This window comes from Pseudoflavonifractor sp. (assembly GCF_050943825.1).
In the GTDB taxonomy this organism is placed as follows: Bacteria; Bacillota; Clostridia; order Oscillospirales; family Oscillospiraceae; genus Pseudoflavonifractor.
In genome coordinates, this window is sequence record NZ_JBMNPX010000003.1 from 160,415 (window position 1) to 179,644 (window position 19,230).

At 63.0% G+C, this 19,230-nt stretch carries 19 protein-coding genes and 1 riboswitch; of the genes, 10 read left to right on the forward strand and 9 right to left on the reverse strand.

The annotated features are described in order from the left end of the window. The first annotated feature begins 48 nt into the window (after positions 1–48). On the forward strand, positions 49–432 hold the full coding sequence (locus ACOX7T_RS04735) for a hypothetical protein (protein ID WP_433440382.1): 384 nt from the start codon (positions 49–51) through the stop codon (positions 430–432). Between the two features lie 51 nt (positions 433–483). Here the strand turns inward: ACOX7T_RS04735 and ACOX7T_RS04740 are convergent, their stop codons facing one another. Next, positions 484–1,686: a DEAD/DEAH box helicase gene (locus tag ACOX7T_RS04740; protein WP_433440384.1), complete on the reverse strand. Its 1,203-nt coding sequence runs from the start codon at positions 1,684–1,686 to the stop codon at positions 484–486. Positions 1,687–1,952: 266 nt separating this feature from the next. Between ACOX7T_RS04740 and ACOX7T_RS04745 the strand changes: the two genes are divergently transcribed. Genes ACOX7T_RS04745 through ACOX7T_RS04755 form a run of 3 tightly spaced genes read left to right on the forward strand, consistent with a single transcriptional unit; the run spans position 1,953 to position 4,767 of the window. Further along, a complete protein-coding gene (locus ACOX7T_RS04745) occupies positions 1,953–2,651 on the forward strand; it encodes a glycosyltransferase (protein WP_433440386.1) in 699 nt (232 codons plus the stop codon). Further along, complete coding sequence (locus ACOX7T_RS04750) at positions 2,648–4,276, forward strand: hypothetical protein (RefSeq protein WP_433440388.1); 1,629 nt, start codon at positions 2,648–2,650, stop codon at positions 4,274–4,276. Before ACOX7T_RS04745 ends, ACOX7T_RS04750 begins: the two co-directional genes overlap by 4 nt. 8 nt (positions 4,277–4,284) lie before the next feature. Then, entirely contained in the window at positions 4,285–4,767 is a 483-nt protein-coding gene (locus ACOX7T_RS04755; protein WP_006571840.1) for a GtrA family protein, read from the forward strand. Positions 4,768–4,810: 43 nt separating this feature from the next. Here the strand turns inward: ACOX7T_RS04755 and ACOX7T_RS04760 are convergent, their stop codons facing one another. From ACOX7T_RS04760 to ACOX7T_RS04775, 4 genes are all read right to left on the reverse strand, one after another. Then, positions 4,811–5,239, reverse strand: coding sequence for a hypothetical protein (locus ACOX7T_RS04760; RefSeq protein ID WP_433440390.1), 429 nt, complete (start codon positions 5,237–5,239; stop codon positions 4,811–4,813). 43 nt (positions 5,240–5,282) lie between these two features. Beyond that, a complete protein-coding gene (locus tag ACOX7T_RS04765) occupies positions 5,283–6,923 on the reverse strand; it encodes a potassium/proton antiporter (protein WP_433440392.1) in 1,641 nt (546 codons plus the stop codon). A gap of 72 nt (positions 6,924–6,995) precedes the next feature. Continuing rightward, the gene (locus tag ACOX7T_RS04770) at positions 6,996–7,817 is read right to left on the reverse strand and encodes a putative RNA methyltransferase (RefSeq protein ID WP_433440394.1); all 822 of its coding nucleotides are present in this window, start codon (positions 7,815–7,817) and stop codon (positions 6,996–6,998) included. Positions 7,818–7,961: 144 nt separating this feature from the next. Then, the gene (locus ACOX7T_RS04775) at positions 7,962–8,321 is read right to left on the reverse strand and encodes a DUF1622 domain-containing protein (protein WP_433440590.1); all 360 of its coding nucleotides are present in this window, start codon (positions 8,319–8,321) and stop codon (positions 7,962–7,964) included. 201 nt (positions 8,322–8,522) lie between these two features. On the opposite strand from ACOX7T_RS04775, the gene ACOX7T_RS04780 reads away from it, so the two are divergent. The 4 genes from ACOX7T_RS04780 to ACOX7T_RS04795 all read left to right on the forward strand — a co-directional run bounded on the left by ACOX7T_RS04780 (position 8,523) and on the right by ACOX7T_RS04795 (position 14,368). Next, positions 8,523–10,121, forward strand: a complete 1,599-nt coding sequence (locus ACOX7T_RS04780; RefSeq protein ID WP_433440396.1) for an ABC-F family ATP-binding cassette domain-containing protein — start codon at positions 8,523–8,525, stop codon at positions 10,119–10,121. A gap of 611 nt (positions 10,122–10,732) precedes the next feature. Further along, positions 10,733–11,629 carry a hypothetical protein gene (locus ACOX7T_RS04785; protein ID WP_433440398.1) on the forward strand — a complete coding sequence of 299 codons (897 nt, stop codon included), beginning with the start codon at positions 10,733–10,735 and terminating at the stop codon, positions 11,627–11,629. Beyond that, positions 11,619–13,589 (forward strand): methionine--tRNA ligase, encoded by a 1,971-nt coding sequence (gene metG / locus ACOX7T_RS04790; RefSeq protein WP_433440400.1) that lies wholly within the window; start codon positions 11,619–11,621, stop codon positions 13,587–13,589. Before ACOX7T_RS04785 ends, metG begins: the two co-directional genes overlap by 11 nt. A 584-nt stretch (positions 13,590–14,173) precedes the next feature. After that, positions 14,174–14,368, forward strand: coding sequence for a DUF4177 domain-containing protein (locus ACOX7T_RS04795; RefSeq protein ID WP_433440402.1), 195 nt, complete (start codon positions 14,174–14,176; stop codon positions 14,366–14,368). Between the two features lie 64 nt (positions 14,369–14,432). On the opposite strand, the gene ACOX7T_RS04800 is transcribed toward ACOX7T_RS04795, so the two are convergent. Continuing rightward, positions 14,433–15,614 carry a cation:proton antiporter domain-containing protein gene (locus ACOX7T_RS04800; protein ID WP_433440404.1) on the reverse strand — a complete coding sequence of 394 codons (1,182 nt, stop codon included), beginning with the start codon at positions 15,612–15,614 and terminating at the stop codon, positions 14,433–14,435. Positions 15,615–15,669: 55 nt separating this feature from the next. Then, positions 15,670–15,744: riboswitch (Fluoride riboswitch) on the reverse strand. A gap of 114 nt (positions 15,745–15,858) precedes the next feature. On the opposite strand from ACOX7T_RS04800, the gene ACOX7T_RS04805 reads away from it, so the two are divergent. Then, on the forward strand, positions 15,859–16,626 hold the full coding sequence (locus ACOX7T_RS04805; RefSeq protein WP_433440406.1) for a TatD family hydrolase: 768 nt from the start codon (positions 15,859–15,861) through the stop codon (positions 16,624–16,626). A 15-nt stretch (positions 16,627–16,641) separates the two neighbouring features. Then, positions 16,642–17,259 carry a TatD family nuclease-associated radical SAM protein gene (locus ACOX7T_RS04810; RefSeq protein WP_433440408.1) on the forward strand — a complete coding sequence of 206 codons (618 nt, stop codon included), beginning with the start codon at positions 16,642–16,644 and terminating at the stop codon, positions 17,257–17,259. A gap of 58 nt (positions 17,260–17,317) precedes the next feature. Here the strand turns inward: ACOX7T_RS04810 and ACOX7T_RS04815 are convergent, their stop codons facing one another. The 3 genes from ACOX7T_RS04815 to ACOX7T_RS04825 form a co-directional block, all read right to left on the reverse strand. Then, complete coding sequence (locus ACOX7T_RS04815; protein ID WP_433440410.1) at positions 17,318–17,896, reverse strand: hypothetical protein; 579 nt, start codon at positions 17,894–17,896, stop codon at positions 17,318–17,320. Positions 17,897–18,048: 152 nt separating this feature from the next. Continuing rightward, positions 18,049–18,966: a ribokinase gene (locus ACOX7T_RS04820; protein ID WP_433440412.1), complete on the reverse strand. Its 918-nt coding sequence runs from the start codon at positions 18,964–18,966 to the stop codon at positions 18,049–18,051. 82 nt (positions 18,967–19,048) lie between these two features. After that, a complete protein-coding gene (locus ACOX7T_RS04825; protein WP_433440414.1) occupies positions 19,049–19,174 on the reverse strand; it encodes a hypothetical protein in 126 nt (41 codons plus the stop codon). Positions 19,175–19,230 lie beyond the last annotated feature (56 nt).

Here is a 19,230-nt window from a genome sequence, read left to right on the forward strand (position 1 = left end):
AGAAACGCCCTGAAACAACGTGCCTCCGTGCCAGAAAGGAGTTCCGGTATGAAGATACGGTTTTCCAAGGAACTGTTTGTGCTCCTCGCTGTGGCTGTCCTGCTGCTGGCGTCCGCCGCCGTAACGTTTTTGCTCCCTCCGGGCTGGTTTGAGGCCGTCACCTTTGACGCTGTGGTGAAGGAGGACACGCTTCTTCTGGTGGATGAGAATCTGGAGTACCTTTCTATCCTGAGGGAGGACGGAGAAGAACAGAGTCTCTGCATCAGGCAAGACACCAGAATCACCGACGGGGACGGTCGGAAGCTGGACCTGACCGAAGGCGTGGAGCTGAAGGCCGGTCAGCCCATCCGGGTCACCGCGCATAATCTTGTGTATTACGAGCCTGTAACAACATTTGAAACCCGCTTTAAAATTGTGATGCTCTCTCCGTAGGCAAGTCAAATGGCCCGGCGCGAACTGCTTCGCGCCGGGCTTTTTCTGCCTTTATTTTCTGGGGTCCTGGACGGGGCTGCCGTCAGCGGGAAGGAGGCAGCCGTCCTTGTCGTACTTGAGGACGGTGATATCCGCCTTGGTGTTCTTGGCGATCTGCTCCATCTTCATCTGCTCGGTGATGCCCACCACCAGGGAGTAGGCCACGCCGTGGCGCTTGGCACGGCCGGTACGGCCGATGCGGTGGATGTAGTACTCAATCTCGTCGGGCACGTCGTAGTTGAACACCACGTCCACGTCGTCGATATCCAGGCCCCGGGCGGCCACGTCGGTGGCCACCAGCACCCGCATCTTGCCCTCCCGGAAGGCCTGGAGGGTCTTTTCCCGGATGCGCTGCTGGATGTCGCCGTGGATGGCCTGGGCGGTGATGCCCTTCATCTGGAGCAGGCCGGAGAGCCGGTCGGTCATGTTCTTGGTGTTGCAGAAGGCGATGGCCCGCTCGTATCCGCCGTGGGTAAGCAGGGCCACCATGGTCTCCAGCTTGTCCCCCCGGCCCTCCAGGTCGATGCGGTACTGCTGGATGTCCGGCTTGTTCTCCTCGTCGGGCCGCACCACAATCTCCACCGGGTCACGCTGGTACACCCAGGAGATATCCATCACCTCACGGGAGATGGTGGCGGAGAAGAGACCCAGGTTTTTCCGGGACTTGATCTGGTCCAGAATCCGGGTCACGTCATGGATGAAGCCCATGTCCAGCATCCGGTCGGCCTCGTCCAGCACCACGGTCTCCACCTTGTCCAGCTTCACCGTGCGCCGCTTCATGTGGTCCATGAGGCGGCCGGGGGTGGCCACCACAATCTGGGGGTGCTTTTTCAGGGTGGTAATCTGCTTCTCAATGGGGGCGCCGCCGTAGAGGCACACCGAGCGCACACCCTCCTTGAACTCACACAGGTCCCGCAGCTCGTCCTGAATCTGGAGGGCCAGCTCACGGGTGGGGGCCAGCACCAGGGCCTGCACTGCGTCGCTCTCCGGGTCGATGTGCTCCACCATGGGGATGCCGAAGGCAAAGGTCTTGCCCGTGCCGGTGGGAGCCTTGGCGATGACGTCCTTCCACTCCATGAAGTAGGGGATGGCGCCCGCCTGGACCGGGGTGGCCCGGACGTAGCCCTTCTTGTCGATGGCCTTCATCACCTCGGCCGAGAGGCCCAGGTCCGCGTAGTTCACAACCTCATTTACCTGTTCGCCGTTGATTTCCATGCTGATATTCCTTTCTTTTCGCACTGATTCAAGGTCCCCACAAGGCGAAAAGAATCCTTTCAGCCCCAACGCCCGCCCGGCCCGGGGGACGCGACCCTAAATCCACAGAGAAATTCTGATTTTTCTCCCGTATTCGGTCCATAGTGTATCATATACAAAGAAAATATGCAACGGATATTGGCGGCTATGTTCCTTGACATTCCCGGTGGGAGCGGATACAATGTTACCCTGTAATCGTATGAATATCAGGAAGGAGGCGCGGGAGATTGAAGCTTTCACTGGTGATCCCCGCCTATAATGAGAGCAGCATCATTGAGGCCACCCTCCGCACCGTCACGGCACGGCTGGCGGACATGGACCCGGACTATGAGCTGCTCATTGTGGACGACGGCAGCACGGACAATATGGCCGATCTGGTCCGCTCCTTTGCCGACAGCCACGTCCGCCTCACCGGCTACCACCCCAACGGCGGCAAGGGCAAGGCCGTCCGGGTGGGCATGCTGGAGGCCAGGGGCGACTACGTGTTCTGCACCGACGCCGACCTGGCCTACGGCCTGGAGAACATCCCGCCCATGCTGGACAAGCTGGCGGCAGGGGCTGACCTGTGCATCGGCTCCCGGCGGCTGGACGCTCTAGGCTACCAGGGCTATCCCCCCATCCGTCTGCTGACCTCCAAGGTCTTCGGCGTGCTGGTGCGGCTCTTCTCCGGCCTGCCCTACGATACCCAGTGCGGCATCAAGGGCTACCGCCATGACGCCGCCCAGGCCATCTTCTCCCGCTGCTCCACCGACGGCTTCGCCTTTGACTTTGAGGTGCTCCTCCGGGCCCGGAAGCTGGGCCTGAAGGTGGACCAGGAGGCGGTCCACGTGGTGAACCACAGGGAGTCCAAGGTCAACATCCTCCGGGACAGCGCCCGCATGTTCCGGGATATCTTCCGCATCCGGCGGCTGGTGGGGCGCTCATGAGGGGGCGCCTGTTCCACAGGGAGCGGCCCTGGCTGGTCTTTGCCCTGATCTTCGCCCTGGTGCTGCTCCGCTTCTGCTACTACGGCTTCACCTACTACCCCCAGCTGGACGACTACATCCAGCTCCACAACCAGGCCGCCTACTACTCCGCCAAGGCGGTCATTCTGGACATGGGCCTGCTGTCCTCCCGGCCTCTGGCCTCGGTGATGGACTACTTCTTCTGGTCCAATTTCTGGCCCTTCCTCATGGCGGCGGTGGCCCTCATCTCCGCCATGTACGCCGCCTCGGCCTGCCTGTTCCACCGGGTGTGGGGAGAGTACTTCGGCACCGGGTATCTGTTCCTGGTGGTGTACGCCCTGCTGCCTCTGGGCATGGAGGGAACCTATTGGATTTCCGCCTCCAACCGGGTGGTGCCCTCCCTGTTCTTCGTGGCCCTGGCCATGTACCTGTTCCAGAAGTGGTGCCGGACCGGCAGGGTTTTCTGGCTGCCCCTGTACTTTGTCACTCAGCTCATCTCCTTCTGCTTCTACGAGCAGGGTCTGGTGCTGTCGGTGACCGGGGTGCTGCTGGTGGGTATCATCGAGTTTTTCCGGGGCAACCGAAAGAAGAGCCTCTTCTCCCTGCTCACCTTTGTCAATGCGGGCATCTACTTCGCATTCACCGGATACTTCTCCACCTCCACCGGACAGCTGGGCAGCCGCCTGAAGCTGACCCTGCCCTGGCAGGAGGGGTGGGACAAGGTGTTCTTCTCCGCTGCCGGTCAGACCGGCGAGTCCTTCCTCATCGGCGGGTACAAGACCCTCTTCCGGGGCTTCCGCCGGGGAATCATGTGCATCGTCGAGAACTTCAACATTCTGTGGGTGCTGGTGCTTATTGCCCTGTGCGTGGTGCTGTTCCTGTTTGCCCGGCGCTTCACCGCCCAGCGGCCCACAGGAGAGGCCGCCCTGCCCAGACCCTGGGCGCTGCTGGTGGGCTTCCTCATGGCCCTGGCGCCGGTGACGCTGTTCTTCGTGCTATCCAACCCGTCGGTGGCCCTGCGGAACACGGTATTCTCCTTCTGCGGCATCGCCCTGTTCCTGGACGCGGTGTGGAGCATGCTGCTGACCAAATGCTCTGTCCGGGGCGTTGTTACCGGGGCGGTGTGCGCCGCCTGCGCAGTGGTGTTCTCCGTGGCGGCGGTCAGTGAGCTCCACGACTACCGTGCCACCACCCAGGCCGACCAGCGGGCCGCCCGGGCCATTGTGTCCGCCGTGGAGGGAGACGAGGGCACCATCGCCGTCCTCAACCTGGAGCCCAACTACCTGAGCGAGCAGAACTTCCTCTACCATGAACACATCCACGGCGCCACCGAGAGCACCTGGGCCCTGGCCGGCCTGCTGTCCTGTGCCGCCGACAACCCCTATTTCCCCGCCGCCACCCCCGTGCCCATGGGCGGACGGTACACCGGCAGCCTTACCGAGTTCGGCGCCCTGCTGTGGTACGACGCCAGGACGGGCACCGTCCAGTCGGTGATGGCTGTGCCCGCTGGGGAGGGCACCTATGAAATCCAGACGGCAGGCGGCACCGTACTGGCCGTCGCCCAAGAAGAAAACGGAGCCGGCAGCCTGATGCCCGCCGACAGCTAAGGTGAATCATGAAAGAAAAAATTCTCCATCTTATTGAGGTCTTTGACCTGAAGCGGTTTATCAAATTCGGCCTCATCGGCGTGCTCAACACCCTGGTGGACTTTGTGGTGTTCTACCTGCTCAACCGGTTTGTCATCAAGAGCGGCCCCACCGTGGTGCTGCTGGGCGTGACCATCGTGGCAGGCCCCTATATCTCCAACGCCATCTCCTATGTGGTGGCCAACATCCACAGCTTTATCTGGAACAAGTTCTGGACGTTTCAGAAGAAGGAGCCCCTCACCCGCCGTGAGGTGGGCCGGTACGTGGTGACCAGCTGCGGATTCCTCATCATCTCCTCCATCGGCCTGTCCATCTTCATGTCCTTCTTCAAGCTGCCCGCCTTTGCGGCGGTCATTCCCGCCGGGCTCATCCCCCTGGCCGCCAAAATCCCCAACACCTGCGTCACCATGTTCTACAATTACCTGATGAACAAGTTCTGGGTGTTCAAGTAAACAAAAAAGTCCCTCCGGCTCAGCCGGAGGGACTTTTTTCATGCTATTTTGCCTTTGGACGGGCCAGCCACAGCAGCCCCGCCGCCGCCCACAGGAACAAGGTGATGAGGATGGACAGCCAGTTGGGGCCTTCTGGGGTCAGACCCAGCCACAGGGGGATGAGGGACAGACACCCGGCGGCCATGAGGAAGCCCCAGGCCGTGCCGGGGAAGGCGCCGCTCTTGCCCAGCGCCGCCGCCAGGCCGGAGAGGGAACCCACGGCCAGCACCCCGGCCAGGGGGACCAGGAACAGGCCGTACCCCCACACCGTGTCATCAAACCAGGAACAGGTCCGGTAGGTCACCTCATCCGGCCCCGCGGCAAAGGTCATGGTGACGCTGCCGGGGAAGAGCATCAGGGCCGCGGCGGCCAGCACCAGCACCAGAGCTGCGGCGCAGGCCGCCCGGATGGGCAGGACAGTTCTTCTCTTCATGCTGGGTCCTCCTTTCCTTTTCCCGGGCCTTTCGCCCGGCGTCCTATTCTTCTGCCGCTCCGGCCTGGGCTCTGGGCTTGGCGCCCTCCGACTGGGCCAGAATCAGCACATCTCCGGGCAGAATGACCGTGCTCCCCGTGGGAATCACCGTCTCCTGCCCACGCTGGATAAGTACAATGAGGTACTTGGGGCCGTTGGGGGCGGAGGCAATGTCCGCCAGGGTCCGGTTTGCCAGCCGGTGGCCACGCTTCACCGTCAGCTCACTCAGGCTCAGATTCTCCCGCTCCTCAAAGGGATAGGCCGCCAGCACCAGCAGGTCCCCCTCCTCCAGCCTGGTGTCCCCGTTGGGCACAATGGTGTCCTCCCCCCGGACCACCATGACAATCAGCAGGTCCTTCAGGGGCATCAGCTCCCGCAGCGTCCTGCCCCGCCAGGGGTGGCCGGGTTCCAGGTGGATTTTGATAAAGCTGATATCCCGCTCCTCCTGGTAGTCGGTGAAGGTCTTGCTGATGTCCCCCTGCTCGTCAATCATGGACAGCTTGCCCGCCACCCGGGGCAGCAGGGTGCCCTGGATGAGCATGGACAGCAGGACAATGCAGAACACCAGGTTGTAGAGGTTATAGGTTGTCTCAACGCCGCTGAGTACCGCCGAGATGGCAAACACGATGGAGGCCGCGCCCCGCAGACCGGCCCAGGATACCACCCCCACCTGTCCCAGCGAAGGACGGAAGGGCAGCAGCAGCGCACTGGTCACCAGGGGCCGCGCAGCAACCGTAAGGAAGAGCATGACGGCCAAAGCGGGCAGCAGCACCTGGGGCAGCTCCACCGGCGTCACCAGCAAGCCCAGCAGGAAGAAAATGATCACCTGGGCCACACCGGTGACCACGTCGAAGAAGTGGACCAGGTACTTTTTTTGGGCCATTCTGGCGTTGCCCAGCATAATGCCGCACAGGTACACGCTCAGGTATCCGTTTCCGCCCCACATGGCGGGCAGGGCGTAGGCGAGAAGCACCACGCCGAAGAGGAACACGGTGCGGCTCTGCTGGGAGGTAAACAGGTTTTTGCCCAGGAGCCACACCGCCAGACGGCCCACCAGCAGCCCGGCGGCGGCTCCCAGCACCAGCTGCTGGGCCAGCAGCAGGGGGATGGACACCTGCTGCCCGGACATGAGGGCGATGAGGACGGTGGTCAGCATGTAGGACATGGGGTCGTTGGAGCCCGACTCCACCTCCAGCAGGGAGTCGGTGTGGTTCTTGAGGGCCAGTTTCTTGGACCGGAGGATGTTGAACACGGTGGCCGCGTCGGTGGAGGAGACCACCGAGCCGATGAGCAGACTCTCCAGCCAGGGCAGCTTGAGGGCGAAGTGGGCGAAGAGGCCCACCGCCCCGGCGGTGCCCGCCACGCCCAGGGTGGACAGCACCACTGCCGGAGCCGCCACCGGCCGGGCTGCCTTCAGGTTGGTGCCGAAGCCGCCGTAGAACATGATGAACACCAGGCTGGCCGAGCAGATCAGGTTGACGGCCTCGTAGTCGTCAAAGGGGATGCGCAGCAGGCCGTTCTCCCCGAAGCACATGCCCAGGGCGATAAAGAACAGCAGGGGAGGGATGGGCAGCTTTTCCAGAAAGCGGTCCAACAGGATACAGATGACGATGACAACGCCAATCAGGAGAAAGGCAGCATTCATTCCAAAACCTCGCAGTGTGTGATATCTCCGGCCCCGCTGGGAGAGTGTATGCCTGCCGGAGCCGGGGCATGCTCACCGGCGGCGGAATATGTGGACACGGAAATTGGCCCGGACGGTCAGCTCCTCCAGCGCGGAGAGCCGCTCGCCGCCCTCCTTCGGGGTCTTCCAGTAGTAGGGGGTCATGCGGAACAGGTCGGAGAGGTCCTGACCGCGGGGTGTGATGACCCCCTCGGCCTTCACAATGTCCAGGTAGTCAAAGCCCTCGTAGGGGATGGCCTCCTCGGGATTCAGATAGGGCTTGTCGTAGAGCACTTCCTTCAGCTCCCACAGGTGGTCGGCGGCGGGCACCACGTAGAGAAACACCCCGCCGGGGACCAGAACCCGGTAGAACTCCTCCGCAGCCAGCGGGGAGAAGCAGTTCACCAGCAGATTGACCCGGCTATCCGCCACCGGCAGGTGGTAGGCCGAGGCCACGGCGAACTCCACATCCTTTGTCCGCTTGGCCGCCCAGCGCAGGCAGAACTTGGAGATATCCACCCCTGCCATGGTTACGCTCCGTCCGGCGGCGGTGAGTGCGGCGTGGATTCCGGCGGTGTAGTACCCCTCGCCGCAGCCCGAGTCCAGCACGCGGGGAGTGTCCCCGGCATATCGGAGGGCCAGCTGCTCCAGGGTCTCCCGCAGGTGGCCGTAGTACCCGGCGGAGAGGAAACGGTTCCGGGCGGCGGCCATCTCCTTGTCATCCCCGGGGGCCTTGGAGTGCTTCTGGTTGGCGGGGAGCAGGTGGACGTACCCCTCCCGGGAAATATCAAAGCTGTGCCCCCTGGGGCAGGCATAGGTCCCGTCCCGCCGCTCCAGCGGGGCGGCGCATACGGGACAGCGGAACATACTCTCCATAAAACTCCTCTTTTCCGGCGGCACTGAGGCCGGGATGCGCTTTTTTCTTCATTATAGCATGCCATCGGGACAGGCCGCAAGACGGCGGCATCTCACCGGCAAAAGACCGGCGGCGGGCAAGTGCCCGCCGCCGGTCTTTTCGTCTTATTTCCTCTCTTCGTGACTGCGGGGTCCATGCCCGGCCTCGGGCAGGGCAGCCTCCTCGTTCTTAATCTCCCAGTGGATGAGGAAGGTGAGGGCGGCCCGCAGCAAAATGATGGCGCCCACCAGGGCAATCTCGCTCAGGTCACGCACCACCACGGTGCGGAGAATCTCGCCGCCCAGCTTGAATTCCAGGGCCATGGCCAGACCCTGGGCCAGCTTGAGCCGGGTCTCCGGGTCCCGCCTGATGTAGTGCACCACGCCCAGCACGCCGGACACCACCAGCACGGCCACGCCCACCCACTCGAACAGCATGATGCCAAGCTCCACGGCCACCTCCAGGGCGGTGTGCAGGTACTCCATCCACTCCATTTTGTTCCCTCGCTTTTCCCGTATTGCCCACGGCGGGGGCTTTTCCGCCATTATACCCGGAGAAGTGGAATTGCACAAGGGATTTTCCCCGGGACGGGAGATTTTTCTTGTGGTTTCTCTATCCTTTTTCCCGCAAATGTGATACAATGTCTGCCGCGTATTGAATTCTTACTATATTTCAAGGAGTGCGACATGATCACTGTTTCTGACCTGGGCCTGGCGTACAGCGGCCAGCCCCTCTTCTCTCACGTGGACCTGCAGTTCATCAAGGGCAACTGCTACGGCATCATCGGCGCAAACGGCGCGGGCAAGTCCACCTTCCTGAAAATTCTCTCCGGCGAGCTGGAGCCCACCAGCGGCGAGGTGTCCATCCTGCCCAAGACCCGCATGTCCATCCTCAAGCAGGACCAGAACGCCTACAACCAGTACACCGTCATGGACACTGTCATCATGGGCAACCAGCGGCTGTACGACATCGGCAAGGAGAAGGAGGCCCTCTACGCCAAGGAGGAGATGACCGAGGAGGACGGCATCAAGGCCTGCGAGCTGGAGGAGGAGTACGCCGAGCTGGGCGGCTGGGAGGCCGAGAGCGACGCGTCCCGCATTCTCCAGGGTCTGGGCATCCCCGTGTCCATGCACTACGACGTGATGGAGAACGTGGATGGCCGTCTGAAGGTGAAGGTGCTGCTGGCTCAGGCCCTGTTCGGTAACCCTGACATCCTGATGATGGACGAGCCCACCAACAACCTGGACATCAACGCCATCAACTGGCTGGAGGACTTCCTGCTGGACTTCCCCGGCACTGTTATCGTGGTCAGCCATGACCGCCACTTCCTCAACACCATCTGCACCCACATCGTGGACATCGACTACAACAAGATCAAGATGTACGTGGGCAACTACGACTTCTGGTACGATGCCTCCCAGCTGATGCAGAACCTGATGAAGAACCAGAACAAGAAGAACGAGGAGAAGGCCCAGGAGCTCAAGGAGTTCATCTCCCGCTTCTCCGCCAACAAGTCCAAGAGCAAGCAGGCCACTGCCCGCCGCAAGCTGCTGGAGAAGATCACCCTGGAGGAGATCCCTGCCTCTTCCCGCCGCTATCCCTGGGTGGCCTTCAGCCCTGACCGTGAGGTGGGCAAGGACATCCTCTTCGTCACCGATGTGTCCAAGACCATCGACGGCGTGAAGGTGCTGGACCACGTCAGCTTCATCGTGGGCCACGGCGACAAGATCGCCTTCGTGGGCGACAACGAGAACGCCCACACCGCTCTGTTCAAGATTCTCACCGGCGAGCTGGAGCCCGACGAGGGCACTGTGAAGTGGGGCCAGACCGCCACCTTCTCCTACTTCCCCAAGGACAACACCGAGTTCTTCAAGGACTGTGACGACAACCTGGTGGAGTGGCTGCGGCAGTGGTCCTCCGACCCCCACGAGGCCTATCTCCGGGGCTTCCTGGGCCGGATGCTCTTCTCCGGCGACGACGTGTACAAGCCCGTGAAGGTGCTCTCCGGCGGCGAGAAGGTGCGCTGCATGCTCTCCCGGATGATGCTCTCCGGCGCCAACGTGCTGCTGCTGGACCAGCCCACCAACCACCTGGACCTGGAGTCCATCGCTGCCGTCAACAACGGTCTGGAGGCCGTCAAGTGCAACGTGCTGGTGTCCTCCCACGACCACCAGCTGGTCCAGACCGTGTGCAACCGCATCTTTGACTTCACCGACGACGGCAAGCTCATCGACCGCAAGATGACCTACGACGAGTACCTGGAGTCCATGGCCGCCAACGGCTGATTGGAAATGCACCGGGATAAATAAGAGGGGAACGCCTTTCGGGGAGGTACTTTTCTCCGGCGAAAAGTACCCAAAAGCCGCCGGGGACACAGGGGCGGAGGGCCCTGTTAGGGCCAAACGCCCCCGTTTCCCCGGACCCCTTTCGGAGACAATATGGGGCCCCCGCACGAGCCCAGCGAAGCGGGTCGTGTGGGGAGAGGACGAGCAGCGGAGTGAACGAGGCCTGCCGCAAGCGGCAGGCTGAGCGATACGCAGCTTGCGAGGACGACGCGGCGGTGCAATTCAATGACCCGCCAAACTTGAAAGCAGTTGCTTGCCGGTTCGGTGCTCTGCGTATCGTTCCTGCGTCGCCCGAGCAGCGTTACCCGCCCAGACTTGTAAGTCGCTGCAATTCATCGGCGATCTCAATGCCGCACAAAGTTTTTGCGCCGTGCTCTGGTCTCCGCTCGAGCGGGTCTGCCGCACAAAAGCCTTTCTCCCAGAGCAAAGGCGGCTGTTCTTCGGGGCCCCGCCCCAGCCGCAGCCGGAAAAAACGGTGCAAATTTCCTTCTTTTGTGATATACTGCTATATTAGCTATTATCTTTATTTTCCTGAGTGAGGTCTTGCCGCAATGCGAAAAGAGATTGTCCTCCCGTCCCTGGCGGTAGGCGGGGGTATCGTGGGCTTTTTTCTCCGCCGCTGGGAGCTGGCCACCGCCTTTGAGGCGGACACTGGTCTGGTCACCCCCAACATGCCCTCCACCTGGGCGCTGATCATCTGGTCGGCGGCGCTGGCGGTGGTGTTCATTCTGCTGTGCCGGGGCAAGCATCGCCCCTTCCACGGCGGCTATGACGCCGCCTTTGCCGCCAAGGGCAACACGGTGTACGTCACCGCCATGGTGCTGGGCGGCTTCCTGCTGCTGGCCTCGGCTGTGCTCAACTACATGGGCATCCCCGCCGCCTATCAGGAGGCAGTGGCCGCTGCCCGGGCGGGCAACGCCCAGGGTACGCCCCTGTTCAACGTGCTGCCCCGGGCCATTCTGGGCCTGCTCTCCGCCATCTCCTTCTTCTGCGTCCTCTCCACCGGAAAGAACAACTACCGGGGTGAGGGCAAGGGCAAGTTCAGCTTCCCCCTGCTGGCGCCGGCCTACATGGGCTGCATCTGGCTCATCGCCGCCTACCAGGTCCGGGCAGGGGACCCGGTTCGGCAGGACTATATCTATGAGCTCTTCGCCATCATCGCGTCCCTGCTGGGGCTGTACTTCACAGCGGGCTTCTCCTTTGAGCGGGCCAAGGTGTTCCGCTCCTCCCTGTTCTCCCTGCTGGGCGTGTACTTCTCCCTGGTGACCCTGGCCGACGGCCACGAGCTCTATATTACGCTGCTCTACGGCTTCTGCATTCTCAGCCTTACCGCCAACGTGACGGCCCTGCTGGCCAACGACGCCATGCCCGAGCCCAAGGCCCGTCCCGTCCGGCAGGCGGAAGACCCTGAAGATTCTGAAACGGAGGTAACCCCCGATGAGCAATAAAGGAAAATACTATATCACCACCCCCATCTACTACCCCTCGGACAAGCTTCACATCGGCCACGCCTACTGCACCGTGGCCACCGACGTGATGGCCCGCTACAAGCGCCTGACCGGCTACGACGTCATGTTCCTCACCGGCACCGACGAGCACGGCCAGAAGATTGAGGACAAGGCCAAGGACGCCGGTGTCACCCCCAAGCAGTATGTGGACAACATCGTGGAGGGCGAGCGGGGTGTTCTGGACCTGTGGAAGCTGATGAACATCTCCAACGACCGCTTCATCCGCACCACCGACGACTACCATGAGGCCGCCGTGCAGAAGATCTTCAAGCAGCTCTACGAGCAGGGCGACATCTACAAGGGCACCTACAAGGGCAAGTACTGCAAGCCCTGCGAGTCCTTCTGGACCGAGAGCCAGCTGGTGGACGGCAAGTGCCCCGACTGCGGCCGCGAGGTGCAGGACGCCGAGGAGGAGGCCTACTTCTTCCGTCTGTCCAAGTACGCCGGGCGCATCCAGGACCTGCTGGAGAACACCGACTTCCTGGAGCCCCGCAGCCGTGTCAACGAGATGATCAACAACTTCATCAAGCCCGGCCTGGAGGATCTGTGCGTGTCCCGCACCAGCTTCACCTGGGGTGTGCCCGTGGACTTTGACCCCGGCCACGTGGTGTACGTGTGGATTGACGCCCTGTCCAACTATATCACCGCCCTGGGCTACGACAACGACAAGTACAACGACTATGACAAGTTCTGGCCCGCCGACGTCCACTTTGTGGGCAAGGAGATTGTCCGCTTCCACTCCATCATCTGGCCTGCCATCCTGATGGCCCTCAATCTGCCCCTGCCCAAGAAGGTGTTCGGCCACGGCTGGCTCCTGCTGGACGGCGGCAAGATGAGCAAGAGCAAGGGCAACGTGGTGGACCCCTACCTGCTCTCCGAGCGGTACGGCGTGGACGCCCTGCGCTTCTTCCTGCTGCGCACCTTCCCCTTCGGCTCCGACGGCAACTTCTCCAACGAGGCCCTCATCGGCACCATCAACACCGACCTGGCCAACGACCTGGGCAATCTGCTCAGCCGCACCGTGTCCATGGTGGGCAAGTACTTTGAGGGCGGCACCCTGCCCGCCGAGCAGACCGCCGACGGTCTGGACGACGAGCTCATCGCCCTGGCCTCCGGCCTGCGGGACAAGTACGAGGCCGCCATGGAGCGCTTTGCCTTCCAGGATGCCCTGAGCGAGGTGTTCAAGCTCATCTCCCGCGCCAACAAGTATATCGACGAGACCGCGCCCTGGGTGCTCTCCCGTGACGAGGCCAACAAGCCCCGCCTGGCCCGGGTGATGTACAACCTGCTGGAGAGCCTGCGCATCTCCGCCGTGCTCCTCACCCCCTTCATGCCCGCCACCGCCGCCGAGATTCTGCACCAGATTGGCGCCTGCCCCTGCTGCTCCCAGTGGGAGAGCGCCGGCAAGTGGGGCGCCCTGAGCGCCACTGTCACCGTCAGCCGGGGCGACAACCTGTTCCCCCGCATCGACATGGAGAAGGAGCTTGCCGCCCTGGAGGAGCTGGAGGCCCAGGCCCGCAAGGCCGCTCTGCCCGCCGTGGAGGTGGAGCCCTTCGCTGAGGAGAGCGTGGACTTCGACACCTTCTGCAAGAGTGACCTCCGTGCCGTGAAGGTGAAGGCCTGCGAGAACGTGAAGAAGAGCAACAAGCTGCTCAAGTTTACCCTGGACGACGGTTCCGGCACCGACCGGCAGATTCTCTCCGGCATCGCCATGTACTACAAGCCCGAGGAGCTCTTGGGCAAGACCCTGGTGGCCATCATCAACCTGCCTCCCCGCAAGATGATGGGCCAGGAGAGCTGCGGCATGCTGATTTCCGCCGTCCACACCGAGCACGGCGAGGAGAAGCTCCACCTGCTCATGGTGGACGACGCCATCCCCGCCGGCGCCAAGCTCTGCTAAAGCGTCCGAGCCGTCATGCGCCGCCCGGATGGAGCGGAGCGACGGCGAGCGGAGGGCCGCTGTGCGGCCCGCAGACCAGCCGGAGTCGCAGCGAAGCCGGGCGCAGCGCATAGGCGAGGCGTGATTCGCTAAAGCGTCCGAGCCGTCATGCGCCGCCCGGAGGAACCGGGGCCCCCGGGAAAGCGCAAAGCGCTTTTCTGGGGAGAGGACGAGCAGCGGAGTGAGCGGGCCCTGGCATTTATGCCGGGGCGAGTGATACGCAGCTTGCGAGGACGACGCGAGGCGTGATTCTGCTAAAGCGCCTGAGCCGTCGTGAGCAGCCCGGAGGAACCGGGGCCCCCGGGAAAGCGCAAAGCACTTTTCTGGGGAGAGGACGAGCAGCGGAGTGAGCGAGCCCTGGCATTTATGCCGGGGCGAGTGATACGCAGCTTGTGAGGACGACGCGAGGCGTGATTCACCAAAGCGTCCGAGCCGTCACGCGCATTTTCCAACACATCCGTCTTTCACCGGGCGGCCCGTCCGGGCCGCCCGGTTTGTTTTCCACATCATCCGCTCAAAATGTGAAAAAAGAAAGGAAGAGGTCCATGTACCGCTACGAATACGTCCCTCTGTACACCGGCGGCGGCTTCTGGATGAACAACAGCGACTGCCAGCACCGGGAGATCATCGACCAGTATGCCGCCCAGGGCTGGCGGTACGTGGGCTATATTCCCACTCAGTTCACCAGCAACGGCGGCACCAAGGCCATCGAGCTGATTTTTGAACGGGAAGCGGACTGAATAAAATAGAATGCGCCCCCGGCGGAGTTTTCCGCCGGGGGCGCAATTTTTGTGGAAAACAGGCTCACTGGGCCTTGGTCAGGAGCTTCTTGTAGCTCACGTCAATAGCCAGCGCACCCAGAGGTGCGGTGACCAGGATGGCCACCACCGCCACGGTGAGGACAATCTGGCCGCAGCCCAGGCCCATGGCCAGAGGCACGCCGCCGATGGCGGCCTGGACAGTGGCCTTGGGCAGATAGCTGAGGACGCAGAACAGCTTCTCCTTCCGGCTGAAGCCCGACCCGGCCACGCAGATCACCACGCCCAGGGCCCGGAAGCACAGGGCGCCCAGCACGGCCAGCACAGCGGCGGCGCCCGCAGCGGCGGCGTACTTCAGGTCCACGGCGGCACCCACCAGCACGAAGAGGGCCACCTCAGCGGCCACCCACAGCTTGGAGAACTTGGCGGACAGGCGGACGGCCACCTCACCCCGGAACCGCTGGAGGCCAACGCCCATGCCCATGACGGCCAGCAGGCCGGAGAAGGGGAACAGACCCTCCAGAGCGTCCTCGGCGGCCACCAGCAGGAAGGCCAGGGAAAGCAGGATGACCACCTTCACGGAGTCCCGCATGTGGAATTTTTTGAAGAAGGCGGCCAGCACCGCGCCCAGTCCCAGACCCACCAGGGCGCCCGACACAATGGACACGGGTACCCCGGCCAGGGTGATGGGAGAGGCCCCCTGGCCCGAGGCCAGACCGGTGAACATGGTGAACATGACGATAACAAACACGTCATCCACACTGGCACCTGCCAGCACCAGCTGGGGGATGCCCTTGTCCGTACCCCAGCCCTCCTCGGTGACCTTGATCATCCGGGGGACAATGACGGCGGGGGACACGGCGCCCACCACCGCGCCGATGATGGCCGCATCCAGCACGCTGACCCCCAGCAGACGGGGCGCCAGCAGCACCATGCCTGCAATCTCAAAGCAGGCGGGCAGGAAGCACATGAGCACCGCCGGACGGTCCACCCGCTTCAGGGCGGCCACGTCCAGGGTCAGGCCCGCACGGGTGAGGATGATGATAAGGGCCAGCTGCCGCAGGTCGGCGGAGATGTTCAGCAGGCTGTCGGAGAGCAGATTCAGGCAGGAGGGCCCCAGCAGGATGCCGGCGGCAATCATGCCGATGAGCGGGGGGAGCCGCAGCTTCCCCGCCAGCGCCCCCAGGAGCAATCCCAGGAGCAGGATATAGGCCAGACTTGTCAACATGGTACTTCCATCCCTTCCGCAGGGGCAAAAAAAATCTGATAACCCCTGCATCACACAAAATGCAGAAGTCATCAGCGTCAAACGCGGTTCGGGGCCACGCCCCGGGGAGCACTTCATTCCCCTGATTCACTTGCGGAGGAATGATACCACATTCTCCGTCCCCTGTCAACCCCGGCCAGCCTTGCAAATTCCCCGGGAAAGGGATATCATAGGGGTAGAAAATGCGCTGATAAGGAGAGCATCTATGTACTTCGACACCCACGCCCACTACTATGACGACGCCTTTGACGCCGACCGGGACGAAGTCCTGTCCGCCCTGCCCGCCGCCGGGGTGGAGCTGGCCCTGTGTCCCGGCTGTGACCTGGAGAGCTCCCGGCAGTCGGTGGCCCTGGCGGAGCGGTACCCCCACCTGTACGCCGCCGTGGGCTTCCACCCCGAGAATCTGGAGGGGGCCTCCCTGGACCAGCTCTCGGAGATTGAGGCCATGGCAACCCACCCCAAGGTGAAGGCTATCGGGGAGATTGGCCTGGACTACTACTGGGAGAAGGACCCGGGCAAGCGGAAGCTCCAGCAGGACTTCTGCTCCGCCCAGCTCTCCCTGGCAGAGAAGCTGGACCTGCCCGTCATTTTCCACGACCGGGAGGCCCACAAGGACAGCCTGGACATGGTGCGCGCCCACCCCAACGCCCACGGCGTGTTCCACTGCTACTCCGGCGCGGTGGAGGACGCCAAGACCCTGGTCATCATGGGCTGGATGGTGTCCTTTACCGGTGTGGTCACCTACAAGAACGCCCGCAAATGCCTGGAGGTCATTGACTGGCTGCCCATAGACCGGATCATGATTGAGACCGACGCACCCTACCTCTCCCCTGTTCCCTTCCGGGGCAAGCGGAACGATTCCCGCAACGTGTTCCGGGTGGCCGAGGCCATCGCCCAGGTGAAGGGCCTGACCGCCGAAGAGGTGGGGCGCATCACCATGGAAAACGGCAAGCGATTTTTCAACATTCCCTGACAGGAGGCGAACTGTATGGAGACCATCACCTATGAGTACGAGGGCGGGCTGTACGTGAACCTGACCAACCGCTGCGACTGTGCCTGCGTGTTCTGCCTGCGGCACAACGGCCACAAGGGCAGCATCTACGCCGACGACCTGTGGCTGGACCATGAGCCCACCCGGGAGGAGGCTCTGGCCGACTTCCTGCGCCGGGACCTGCCCAGCTACCGGGAGATTGTGTTCTGCGGCTTCGGCGAGCCCATGTACCGCTGGGACGACATCGCCTGGCTCATCGACGCCCTGAAGGCCAAGTGCCCCAACCTGCCCCCGGTGCGCATCAACACCAACGGCCACGCGGCATTGTTCCTGGGCCGGGACGTGGCCCATGAGCTGTCCGGCCGGGTGGACACGGTGTCCATCTCCCTCAACGGTTCCACGGCGGAGGAGTACTGCGCCGTCACCCAGCCCAAGGACGGCCCCGCCGCCTGGAAGGCCATGCTGGACTTTGCCGCCCGGTGCCGGGAGTATGTGCCCCACGTGATTATGACCATCGTGAACAAGGACAAGACTCCCGAGGAGATTGAGCGGTGCCGCCGTCTCACCATGGACCTGGGGGTCACCCTGCGGGTGAGGACCTATATCCCCGACTGAATTCCTCTCTGAGCACAAAGCCGCCCCGGCGGGCCCTGGCCCGCCGGGGCGGCGCTGTTTACTCCTCCAAATCGCTCAGCTCCAGCTCCAATACATAGGTTTTGACGGCTGTGGTGACCGCACTGTCCCCGTTCTCCACGGTCACGGCGGACAGGTCGCCCCCCTCGGACAGCGCCGCGTCGGGCACCGTATAGCTGACGCGGCCGGTGGCGCTGATCCGCACCTCATTGTCGCTCACTTCCACATTGAAGCCGCCGGTGTCAAACGCCGCATCCTCCACACCGGGCAGGGTCAGCTCCAACGGGATTGCATCTGTAAAACGGACCGCTTTGCCGGCCTCTGTGTCGTAGACATACTCCAGCGCCACCCACAGATTCACGTTCTGGCTGTATCCGTCCGGCCCGTCGATGCCGCCGGCGGCCCGCTCTATGGTGCAGGTGCGCAGCTCCTCTCCCGCTGCCAGGCCGGTCTGCTCCTCCGTCTCCTCCGGCGCGGAGGGAGATGGGGCGGGCGATTGCTGCTCCGTGCCGGTTGGCGGGAGTGACTGAGAGTCTGTGGGCAAATTGGGCTCTCCGGGCGTACACCCAGACAGGCAGAACAGCAGGGCCAGCAGCAGCCCTATGGTATACAGCTTCATCCTGTTTCCCTCCCTTTCCGGCGGCAGACCGCCTCTGTGCGTCGGCCTCATTCCTCAACCACATTGTACAGCTTTCACACAAAAAAACAATAGCATGTTGCTTTTTTGTGCAGAAATGGCCCCTTCCAATCGGGAAGGGGCCATTATTTGTCTCACAGCTCAGGCGCGGGGGAGGCTGTGAGGGTGCCTCTTGCGGCGTCCACCTCCGCCATGGTGGGGATGGAGGGGGCCGCCCCGGGCCGGGACACCGCCAGAGCGGAGGCCAGGGAGGCGTTTTCCAGGCAGCGGGGGATGTCCTCGCCCCGGGCCAGGGAGGCCAGGAAGAAGCCGGTGAAGGTGTCCCCGGCGGCGGTGGTGTCCACCGCCTTCACCTTGTAGGCCCCGTGGGAGCAGGTGTGCGCACGGTCCCGGTACACCACGCCCCGCTGGCCCAGCGTGAGTACCACCTTGGCCTGGGGCCAGCGGGTAAGCAGGGCGTCCAGGATGGCACCGGGCTCGGTCTCTCCGGTGAGAGCCTGACCCTCCACCTCATTGATGAGGAAGAGAGACACCTGTTCAAAGGGAAACTCCTCCAGCAGCCCCTGGGTGATGGGAGAGGGATTGAACACCAGGGGGATACCCAGCTCACCGCAGCGGCGGGCCAGATAGCTGATATTGCTGATTTCGTTCTGGGTGAGCACCATGTCCTCCGGCCCGAAGTGGGAGAGCACGCTGTCGATATATTCCGGCGTGACGGCCTGGTTGGAGCCGCCGTAGATGATGATGTTGTTCTGGCCGGAGGTATCCACCTGGATGATGGCGTGGCCGGTCAGCTCGGCGGACGCACCTATGTGGTCCATGCGTACGCCGCTCCGGACCAGCATCTGCTCCAGCTCCTCGCCGCCCTTGCCCAGCATACCGGCGTGGTAGGTCTCCGCCCCCGCCCGGGCCAGGGCCACCGACTGGTTGAGCCCCTTTCCGCCGCAGAAGTGGTCCAGCCTGCGGGCGGAGATGGTCTCGCCCGGCCGGACGAAGTGCTCCACCTGATACACATGGTCTACATTCATGGAACCAAAATTCAGCAGCCGCATGGCCATTCCTCCCTGTTGTTTCCGCCCGGTTGCGGTGTTTTTTTCTATATTATAGCCTGAACCGGGGCGGAATGGCAAGAGGTCAGGCGGCCTCCTCAGCCAGCTCGGCCAGTGCCTCCCACTCGCTGTCGGCGGAGAAGCGGAAGCGCCCGCAGGCGTCATACACCTCCACATGACCATGGACCCACCGCATGGAATATTCCTTCATAACCGGACGCTCCTTTCTGTCTGTCCCGCCCTGGCGGGCTGTCTGTTCTTTTCCTT